This window comes from Methylomonas koyamae (genome assembly GCF_001644025.1).
Lineage (GTDB): Bacteria > Pseudomonadota > Gammaproteobacteria > Methylococcales > Methylomonadaceae > Methylomonas > Methylomonas koyamae_A.
In genome coordinates this window covers 1-10,189 of sequence record NZ_LUUK01000029.1, presented here as the reverse complement: position 1 = coordinate 10,189, position 10,189 = coordinate 1, and the positions used below count along the sequence as shown (strand labels likewise).

Here is a 10,189-nt window from a genome sequence, read left to right as displayed (position 1 = left end):
AGCAGATTGGCATTGATACCGTGTTCCAGCGCAACCTTGGCAACCGATATGCCCGGTTGCAAGCAAACTTCCACCAACTCCCGTTTCGCTTCCGGATCATAAAGACATCGGCCGTTTCGCCCGTGCCCGACGATTAATGGCCGCGATAATCGAGTACTGTGACTGTGCTCCTTCATAGGTGTCCACCTCATTACACCTCATTATAAGTGGACACTATCTTCACTCCTTTCGAGGAACTGACATAGATGCTGTCTATAGATCGCTTACTGTGTTTTTACAAAATAAAATTGACTTTCCAGTAGGCTTCTGGCAAGACTTTTTATGTGCATGGGATGGTTAGGATTTGAGTTGTCTAGCCGTTCAAATTTGTGAGTAGTATAGTAATTGCTGATTTAGACAATCCTAATCATTGCGTTGGAAAGCCTTGAAACGGGTAACGATGCCCTGAAGAAGCTTTCGATAAAGAGTGACTCTCCTCGGAGTTATGAGCGGGTTGACAAAATTTATTTATTGAATCAGACAATTCTATTTTTTAGAAGTTTATTTGTTTCCGTCAAAATAACTCATCCAGCTTGGATGATTTTATCAAAAGCTCAGATCCCAATTTGGTTAAATGTCCATAATCAAATTGCATGGGCATTTGGTCGGATGCCCAAACTTTCCAAGTTGGCTCGCTCATGATTTTATATACCGACAAGTAGCTCACGCCTCTTGGTAAAAGGGCTCTCAAAAACTCGTTGTCAACTTCTCTTGGGCTTGTATTGCGATATTTATTTAAGTATTCTGACTCATTTTCATTGTTAGCTAGGGCTTTGGCTAATATTCTTGGTAGTGGTTGATAATATTCGTTGATTGGTCCAGAAATAATCACTTGGTTCGCAAATTTCGTTAGCCAGTCAGCGGTGGTAATTGCTGCTGAAATATCTTGTTTTTGCCATCTTCCGGATATGATAATGGTATCAAAAAAATGTTGTTTTGATAGGTATTCAGTAAATATAAAGGTAATTAAATCAGTGCAGCGTTTTTCTCCAGTACTATTTAGTACGGGTTTGCAGCCTGACGCGGACGCCTGAAGAAAGTTTACTTCTGGAAATGTTGAGTTTAGGCCTGGCCATAGGTGTGCTGCGTGGCTGTCGCCAATTAGAAGAACGTTTTTCTTGTTCGAGGAAACTGCTAAGCATTCGTCAATGTTGTATTTATCGAATGAATTGTAGTTTGATGTGAGGAAGCATTTACCTGCGCGCGTATCGGTGTCAGCGTCGTAATCCAAAACGGTAAGAACATCAAATACCCTTTGCGGGTAGTTGTAATATTTTTCACTAACAGAACTTAGAAAAAGAGAAGCTGTTGAAAATATTAGCATTGTAACTAGTGCTAGAGCAAGTGTGGGGTTTGCTTTTAACTTGTAGGGACTCTTTCGGAATGGTTGTTCTACGTATTTCCAGGAGATGGCTGACAGTGCCAAGCAAACGATGATAAGTAGTAGGTTTTGCAAGTAACTCTGTGGCTCGTGGATTTGTTTGACAAATACTAGAACAGGCCAGTGCCATAAATAAAGAGAATATGAGATTATTCCTATTAGACGAAAGATTTTGAAAGAAAGAGTTTTTCGCACCACCGTTTCTCTTAGGCTGCCAGTATAAATGATCAGTGCTGTGCCCAGGCATGGTGGTAATGCGGATATTCCAGGGAATGCCGTTTCTTTCGAGTATGTGGATATGCTGAATACTAATGCGGTAAGTCCTAGTAATGATAATCCTTCAATTTGCCATTTGTTCTGAATTCGTGGCCAAGCTCCTATTCCAAGAGATGCGCCAATCAATAACTCCCATGCACGGGACTGAACTAAATAGAATGCGTTAACTGAATTGATTTTTATCGCGTGCTCGGAATATACAAGGCTCGAAATTAGTGTGATGAGTATAATATTTTTTTGAATTGAAAGGCTAAGGTTTCGTATTAGATATATTAGTGGTGGGAAAAATACGTAATATTGCTCTTCCACTGAAAGTGACCATGTGTGCAGAACCGGGTTTGATTCCATTTTATGGTCGAAGTATCCATTTAGATCGGAGAAGAATATATTTGAAACAAAGAAAATTGACGATACAATACTTTTTCCGGTGTACTCTGATTCGGATGGAAATTGAAGAAAGAAGGAGGCTAGGATGCAGCAAAAAAATACGAAGAAAAGAGCGGGGAATATCCTTCGGATACGCCTATGATAAAAATCTAATATTGAATAGTTGTTTTGCAGGATGTCGTTGTAAATTATTGATGTAATTAAATATCCGGATATTACAAAGAATATATCGACGCCAACGTATCCGCCTGAGAAGTACTTTCCGAAATTGTAATGAAATAATATAACGGATACTACCGCAATTGCTCTAAGGCCATCTATGTCGCCTCTGTATTTAGTGATATTCATTTTGATTTATTTGTTGAGTATTCTTTCAAAACTATTCGAGCTGGCTAAGAGGCAGCCAGATTTTTAGGTATCTATATTTTTGGCTTCAAAAATATCTGTGAATTCTGGCACAGGAGGCCTGGGAAGTCTAGGCGATAGCAACAGTGCGTGTGTTAGAGTATTTTGTAGTTAGGTCAGTAGATAAGTGATGTATCCAGTTACTGTTCTTGAAGCCAAGATACTATCAAATTATTTCAGCATTAGCAGGTTGTTAAAAAAGACACTTGGTGAAAAAAATTCTCAAAAACCCACTAGTTTGTCGTTAAAAGCCACTTGACTGCAACGAACAATCAATGGCTTACAGGGTTTTGTTTTGCGGGAAATGCGTTTTTGGGGTAAAAGTGGAGCAGATTTTTAAATTTCAACAGCCTGTTGGACGAAGCCGCTAACTCGGAGAACATCCCGATTGGCAGGTAGTTCATAAAATGTAACCTCACGCCCTCTTTAAGAGGGGACATTCCACGACGAATCATGAGGTTACGCGTCAATGACACCATCATCCGAATCCCCTTTCAAGCAAAACTATCAAAGCCATCTTAAACACCTCAAGCTTAAAGGGTTACAGCCCAAGACGATATAGGCCTATGCCCGTGCGATTCGCCGCGTTGGCGAGTATTTCGATGAACAAATCAATGATCTGACCGAACAGCAGTTGACCGATTATTTCACCGATTTGCTGGCGTCGCACTCCTGGAGCTCGGTTAAGCTCGATCCGTACGGCCTCAAATTTTACTACGCCCATGTGTTGCGCAAGCCTTGGGTGGCGCCTAATCTGATCAAGCCGCCCAGGGTCCAGCGTTTGCCGGACATCGTGACCGTGGCAGAAGCGCAGCAGCTCTGTTCGGCTACCCGTACGCTGAGTTATCGCGTGTTCTTTTTCACGCTTTACAGTCTGGGTCTGCGTCTCGGCGAAGGCTTGCGGCTGCAAGTGGGCGATATCGGCGCCGAACGCCGACGCGTGCATATCCGCGACGCCAAGTGCAATAAGGACAGGCTGGTGCCTTTACCGGCGGCAACATTGGATTTGCTGCGCCGATTCTGGCAGATCCACCGCAACCCAGTCCTGCTGTTTCCCAATCGCCACGGCGGCTTGAAAGGCGCCGGCCAGGCGACCACGCCACTGGATCGCGGCGGCGTGCAAGTCACCTTGCGCCAAGTAGCGTAAGACTGCCATGCGCCGTTAGCACACGAGGGCCGAGCCCCGAGTGCAACATGGAGAAACCGGTTATGTAAGCGAAATTTCCAACTGACCCAAACCGGATATCGGGCATTTCGCGCCGAGGCCTTTGTTCGGCCTCAATCCTGAGCAAAATGCCGTTAAAATGGCTAAATTCCAAGCAGGATAACCGCCATCACGATCACTGCGGTCTGTTTTTTGAAAGCAACGTCATAAATAGACCTCAGCCGCCCAAAACACCGAAAAGCTATTTTCTTATATTAAAGAGACCCACCGAATACCGGGCTTGTCCAACCATCGGTTCAGATGGTGGCTTCGCGCGTTGCGCTCGCACCATCTAAACTTATTCGTTAGGTTTTTTTTATGCCCCGGAGTTACGGATTCTCTAGACGACTATACGATTAGGCAATCAAACAAGGAGATTGCCGATGACAGAGTCACCCTTATCCGAAGCCACGCTGACCATCGCGCAGCGGCGATGGCTTGAACATTTCAAACAGCAGCAGCACTCAGGCTTGAGCATGGCGGCTTACGCGCGTCAACAGGGTTTGGCGATTAGCACGTTCTACGCGATGAGTCAGCGTTTGTCGGCTTGGGCGGCATCAGGTGCTTGGCCACAGCGACCATTGTTTCAAGCAGTCGCATTGGTTGAAGCAAAACCGCTTGCGTCTGGCCTGCTGACGTTAACGTTCGATTTGCCGGGCGATTTGCGTTGCCAGGTTAGTGCAGATGTAGCGACGGGCGCGGCGCTGTTACAGGCACTGGCTCGGCAAGCCTCATGATGCGGCCTCGGGATGAGCGCCTGTCGGTCTATGTCTGTACTCAGGCGATGGATTTCCGCAAGGGTATGGCCAGTCTGGCGGTGCTGGTGGGGGCGCAGTTGGGCTTGAATCCGTTTACGAAGAGCTTGTATGTGTTCCGCAACCGCTCGGCGACGGCGGTGAAACTGTTGTATTGGGAGCGCAACGGCTTTTGCTTGTGGCAGAAACGCTTGGAGCAGGAACGATTTTGTTGGCCCAAGGGGAATGCTTCCGGTACGCTGGCGTTGACGCCGCAGCAGTTGAATTGGCTATTGGAGGGCTATGACATCAACCGGATGATGCTGCGTAAGACGCTGGATTTCAAGTCGGTGATTTGATATTTTGCCATTGCGTTTCAATGGCTTATGGGTTTTCCATGCGGTATAATAGGCCCCCATGGAAACCGATCTGAAACTGCCCGACGAGATGGATGCGCTACGCCGTTTAGCCGTCGATCTTGCCACGGAACTTGCGCAGTTGAAATCGGATTACAGCACGGTGTTGGGCGAGAACGCCGTTTTGCAAGAGCAGATCAATCTGCTGCTGCACAAGCGATTGGGTGCCAACAGCGAAAAATACCGCGCCGAGCAAGCCGATCTGTTCAACGAAGCGGAAGCCTATGCCGAGGAAGGCGGCGAAGCCGAAAACGAGGACGTCGATTCCGCGACCGTAGAAGAACTCGCCGAAACAACGACCGCGACCGAGCCCACGGGACCCCGCAAACCCTTACCTGCCGAACGGCCCCGCGTCGACATCGTCCACGACTTGCTCGAAGAGCAACGCTACTGCGCCGAAGGCCATGCCTTAAAAGTCATTGGCGAAGAGGTTTCCGAACGACTGGACATCATCCCGGCCAAGGTGCAAGTGTTGCGCCATATTTGCAAGAAGTACGCTTGCCCTTGTTGTCAGGCATACGTCAAAACCGCACCCTTGCCGCTTCAGCCGGTTCCCAAGAGCAACGCCTCGTCCGGCCTTCTGGCCTATGTCGCCGCCAGCAAATTCGTCGACGCCTTGCCGCTCAATCGGCAGAGCAAGCAGTTTGCCCGGATCGGCGTCGAATTGAACCGCGCCACCTTGGCGACCTGGATGATCCGCAGCGGCGGGTTGATTCAGCCCTTGATCAATTTGTTCGAAGAACATCTGCTGAATTATCCGGCGCTGCAGATGGACGACGACCCACAGGGATGTGGGAAGTGCAGAAAATGCAGGAGCATTTTTCTGCCCCGACCCTGCAGGTCCTCAAAGAGCCCGACCGCGCGGCCGAAAGTCAGTCGTACCTCTGGGTCAGGCGCGGTGGCCCGCCCGGCCAGCCGGTGGTACTGTTCAACTACGCGCCCAGTCGCAGCCAAGCCGTTGCCGACCAACTGCTGCAAGGCTTTTCCGGCACCGTTCAAACCGACGGTTACACCGCCTATGCGGCCGTGTGAGCCAAAAATGGTTTGCGCCACGCCGGCTGCTGGGCGCATGCCCGGCGCTACGTCGATGAAGCGCTGAAAGCCACCGGCAAAGGTCAACCCAAAGCCGGCAAGGCCAGTAAAGCCTTAGGCTTCATCCAAAAGCTTTATCGTATCGAGACACAGATCAAGCATCTGCCAGCGGCGGATAAATACCGCATCCGCCAGGAACAGGCTGTGCCGTTATTAAACGAGATCAAGGTCTGGGCCGATGTATCCTTAACTCAAGTCGCCCCGACCAGCCTGATCCAAAGCCTTGGCTTATTTGGGCAAGCAATGGGCCTCGCTCACCGTCTACTGTGAAGACGGCCGGCTGGACATCGACAACAACGCCGTGGAACGCGCCATTCGTCCTTTCGTGATTGGTCGCAACAACTGGGTTTTTTCCGATACCGTGGGCGGCGCCAAAGCCAGCGCCAACCTCTACAGCCTGATCGAAACCGCCAAACTCAACGGATTGGAGCCTTATCGCTATCTGCAGCCTATTTTTACGGAACCGCCCAAAGCTCAGACGCTTGCAGACATCGAGAAACTGCTGCCTTGGGCTGTCGATCCGGCCTATATTAACGGATTGAAGTGAGCGGGGTAGATGGGGTTTATGGATCGCTTACCGAAAGGCCGTATCAATAGGCGATTCCTGTTGTGCCATGGAAGGCTTGTACGCTTATCAGTTTGGCATGATACCTGTTTGGACAGGCAAGAGGTTGACTTCAACGCTCAAGCGTCGGTACTCAACACTCTAACATTTCTTCCTGATAGTGGACGATCTCTGATGTGTTCGAATGGCGTCGTTGATTGTTGCCGCTAAAGCATTGGGTCTTATGATTCGACCTTTTGGGGTCTATCGATAAGTCGATTAAAAACGGTAGCTGAGCCTGTATGTCGCCTATCAGTTTTAATACGGTTTCTTGTTGGTTTGGGAGTAATTCTCCTTTAATCAATTCGCTGGACATCATAACCTCCGAATTTAGAAAGAATTTGGCGTTTGCCGTTTTGAAATGAGTCCGAGGAAATAATAGGCGTTAGATATTCTGGATAAAAAACGCTGCGAAGCAATGCTGGGCATTGTTCAAAAATGACGAATTCCGTGGACTCGACACGGAGTATAGCGGAGGAAGTGCCAATGTCGTGGAAAACGCGAAAAGCAATTCGACAGGGTCTGGGTTGACCGGCCGCGATTGGGTTGCGCGGATCACAGGTAGGTGGGGTCGGCCTGTAAGACAAGGCTTACCTAAATGTACTTTGGTCTAATGTTGCTTGCTTTACCGACTCCGTAAACTGTGACGCAAGTTTAATCATTCAGGAGTTAAATTCATGCAAGTCGTAAAATCACTTCTGCTGGCCGGCGTTGTTGTGTTGTCCGCAGCCAGCGTATCGGCGGTCCAAGCGAGTACCGTTTTAGCGCCGGCTTCGGCAACCGTGATCAACCATTCAGTTGCGGACGGTTCGTTTCAGGACGTTTACAGCTTTGCGATCGACAACGCGTATAGCGCCTACAACTTGTCCGGCGCTTTGAGCTTTCAATCCATACAAACCGTGGTCAGCTTGACTAGCGATTTTGCTTCACCGTTGGTGACCAGTACCACTGGCGTCGCCAGCGCTAGTGTCGAGCTGCTGGATTCGTCCGCTGCTCTCGTTGCGACCGGTTCGTTGAGTTCTTTCTCGAGCCCGTCCGCGCCGACTTTGGTTTCTTTGCCGATCCCCGGTTTCCCGTCGTTTTATCAAGCATTGTTGACGACGTTCAATACCATTACGTTGAACAACGTCCCGGTAATCGGTGCGGGCAATTACTTCTTGAAAGTGCAAGGGTTGGCATTTAATAGCGGTACGTATACCGGTAGCTTGAGCGTATCGCCCATCGTGCCCGCCGCTGTACCGTTGCCGGGCGCCGCGTGGGCGTTCCTGACCGGTTTGTTGGGCGTATTGGGTGTACAACGCCGCCGTTTATTGAAAGCCTAGGCTTACACGTTGTTCCTCTCTAAAAGCCGGCATTATGCCGGCTTTTTTGTGTGCGGCATATTTTCGCTGGTTCACGGATTGAGCTGTGACGTAAGCGCCCCGCCGCCAAAAATCAACCTGTGCAAATCGAATGCGGTCTCGATGCAATCGAGCTTGTAGGCCTACCAAACCAACCTTCGGCAAATCGACGGGGTGGTCATCCGATCATCAAACCCCGCTTGGCGGTCGGCAAAATGACTTTCACGTCGCCGGAAACCCTCCGCAACCGATGGCTGAACGCCGAAACCTCGATTCCAATGAGGCTATCAACCTAAAAAGAGCAGTTTGGCGATGAAAAATTCCGTTCGTCCTGAGTTTGTCGAAGGGCGCGCGGGGTTTTTCATTCACCCGTTTGGCAAGTGTGTTGCGAGCCGTCCATGCTTCGACGTTGCTCAGCACGAACGGCCCGCAATACACACCAACTGCCCTTTTTAGGATCAAACCAATCTTCCGTCAATCGAATACGCCTCGATTTCAGCGAGGCCGCCAGAACCGATCAGCGACGAATCAAAGGTAGAGGCGGATGTTGGCTTGTTGTCATCGCTTTGCAATATGTAATTATCAAAATAGCCCGATGTTAAAGCCAAACCCATCGCAAGGCGGGGACGGAAAACTACGGGTCCGTTTTGTCGCGATAGCCGAGTTGCCATGCCGAGCAACTCTCACTAAGACACTAACGGAGACCCCGATGTAAACGAAGTCATTATTAGCCGCCGCCATCGCGGCCGCCGCTTTTTCCAACGCCGCCCATGCGTCGATCGCTTCCGGCGACCTGATCGCCATCGGCAGTTTGTCCGGCAGCGGTGCGGGCCTGAACGCCGATTTATCGGGCTTGACCGGCACCCTGGAAAACGGGGTTGCCGCGAATTATTTGGGAGGCATAGGCTCCGGATTGGCTTATGCCGGCGGCAATATTTTCATCGCCACGCCGGATCGCGGCCCGAATGCCGTCGCGTACAACAGCGGTTTGAACGATACCGTTTCGTACATTTCCAGATTTCAAACCGTGAGTTTGGACTTGAGCGCCAACCATTCAGGCACTGGCTTGGCATACAATTTGGCACCTAAATTGGTATCGACCACATTGCTGTCCAATGCCACAGCTTTGAATTATGGCGCAGGCGTCGGCAAGCAAGTCGGCGGTGTCACGCCGGTCGGCAATGGCGCGCCGGCTCTGAATGCGGCGAATAACACCTACTATTTCACCGGCAGATCGGATAACTTCGGTTCCGCCAATCCATTGACCGGCATTCCCGACGCTTCGTCCGCCAACGCCAGTAACGCCCGCTTCGATCCGGAAGGCGTTCGCGTTTCCAACGACGGCAAAAGCGTGTTTATTTCCGACGAATACGGTCCTTATGTTTATCAATTCGACCGCGCGACCGGCCAACGCATTCGCGTCTTCAACCTGCCGGCCAATTTGGATGTGGCGAAATTGAGTCCGGTCGGCAAAACCGAAGAAAGCAACACCAGCGGCCGCGTCGATAACAAAGGCATGGAAGGTCTGGCATTGACGCCCGACGGCAAAACCTTGGTCGGCATCATGCAGGCTCCTTTGTTGCAGGACGGCAAAAAGTCCGGCATCGACCGCATCGTGACCATCGACATCGCCACCGGCGCAACCCATGAATATGCTTATCAATTGACCACGGGTTCCGGCGTTAGCGAAATCGTTGCGATCAACGATCACGAGTTTTTGGTGGACGAGCGCGACGGTAGCGGCCTGGGCAATGGCGACAGCGCGGCGGTCAAGCAATTGTTTAAAATCGACCTTAGCGGGGTTACCGACATTTCCGCATTTTCAGGTAGTACCGCCGCTTTACAAGCCACTGCGGTGCCGAATACGCTGTTCTTGGATGTCGTGAAATCCCTGAATGCCAACGGTATCAGCAGCGACAAGATTCCGGCCAAACTCGAAGGCGTGTCCTTCGGTCGGGACATTACCGATGGCGGCGTGCTGTATCACACCTTGTTCGTCGCCAACGACAACGACTTTTTGCCTAACGTTGCCGGCACTAACCAGTTTTATGTGTTTGCGTTCGCCGATTCCGCGCTCAACTATCAGGCTCAGCAATTCTCGGCCGTGCCTGTGCCCGGAGCGGTTTGGCTGTTCGGTAGCGCGTTGATGGGCTTTGTAGGTCGTTCGGCGCGTAAAAACCGCTGCTGAGATCAGCTATTAACCCGGTATTTAAATACCCGTTGGCATCGGTTTTATCGGAGGGCGTGCCTTCATCTAGGGTTTGGACAGGTTCAGGACGAACGGTCAAGGCCGTAGGGTACGCACCGCGTA

Annotated in this window: 7 protein-coding genes, 3 pseudogenes and 1 riboswitch; of the genes and pseudogenes, 9 read left to right on the top strand and 1 reads right to left on the bottom strand. The window is 50.2% G+C overall.

Annotated elements, in window-relative coordinates; translation table 11 throughout:
* Positions 1 to 553 precede the first annotated feature (553 nt).
* Entirely contained in the window at positions 554 to 2,431 is a 1,878-nt protein-coding gene (locus tag A1355_RS02805; RefSeq protein WP_082885323.1) for an acyltransferase family protein, read from the bottom strand.
* Between the two features lie 631 nt (positions 2,432 to 3,062).
* On the opposite strand from A1355_RS02805, the pseudogene A1355_RS26470 reads away from it, so the two are divergent.
* The 9 genes and pseudogenes from A1355_RS26470 to A1355_RS02765 all read left to right on the top strand — a co-directional run.
* Positions 3,063 to 3,218, top strand: a pseudogene (locus tag A1355_RS26470) (recombinase); the annotation flags it as partial.
* A complete protein-coding gene (locus A1355_RS02795; protein ID WP_331710103.1) occupies positions 3,213 to 3,635 on the top strand; it encodes a tyrosine-type recombinase/integrase in 423 nt (140 codons plus the stop codon). The pseudogene A1355_RS26470 and the gene A1355_RS02795, both read left to right, overlap by 6 nt.
* A gap of 440 nt (positions 3,636 to 4,075) precedes the next feature.
* Positions 4,076 to 4,429 carry an IS66 family insertion sequence element accessory protein TnpA gene (gene tnpA / locus A1355_RS02790; protein WP_064024773.1) on the top strand — a complete coding sequence of 118 codons (354 nt, stop codon included), beginning with the start codon at positions 4,076 to 4,078 and terminating at the stop codon, positions 4,427 to 4,429.
* On the top strand, positions 4,426 to 4,785 hold the full coding sequence (tnpB, locus tag A1355_RS02785; protein ID WP_082885322.1) for an IS66 family insertion sequence element accessory protein TnpB: 360 nt from the start codon (positions 4,426 to 4,428) through the stop codon (positions 4,783 to 4,785). The genes tnpA and tnpB overlap by 4 nt, the downstream gene beginning before the upstream one ends.
* A 58-nt stretch (positions 4,786 to 4,843) precedes the next feature.
* Positions 4,844 to 5,608, top strand: a pseudogene (locus A1355_RS26390) (transposase); the annotation flags it as partial.
* Between the two features lie 23 nt (positions 5,609 to 5,631).
* A pseudogene (gene tnpC, locus A1355_RS26385) lies at positions 5,632 to 6,250 on the top strand (IS66 family transposase); the annotation flags it as partial.
* Positions 6,236 to 6,481, top strand: coding sequence for a transposase domain-containing protein (locus tag A1355_RS26380; protein WP_331710102.1), 246 nt, complete (start codon positions 6,236 to 6,238; stop codon positions 6,479 to 6,481). The pseudogene tnpC and the gene A1355_RS26380, both read left to right, overlap by 15 nt.
* A gap of 734 nt (positions 6,482 to 7,215) precedes the next feature.
* A complete protein-coding gene (locus A1355_RS02770) occupies positions 7,216 to 7,860 on the top strand; it encodes a hypothetical protein (RefSeq protein ID WP_064024769.1) in 645 nt (214 codons plus the stop codon).
* Positions 7,861 to 8,471: 611 nt separating this feature from the next.
* Positions 8,472 to 8,550, top strand: a riboswitch (cyclic di-GMP riboswitch).
* A 139-nt stretch (positions 8,551 to 8,689) separates the two neighbouring features.
* Positions 8,690 to 10,066, top strand: coding sequence for an esterase-like activity of phytase family protein (locus A1355_RS02765; protein ID WP_231883532.1), 1,377 nt, complete (start codon positions 8,690 to 8,692; stop codon positions 10,064 to 10,066).
* Positions 10,067 to 10,189 lie beyond the last annotated feature (123 nt).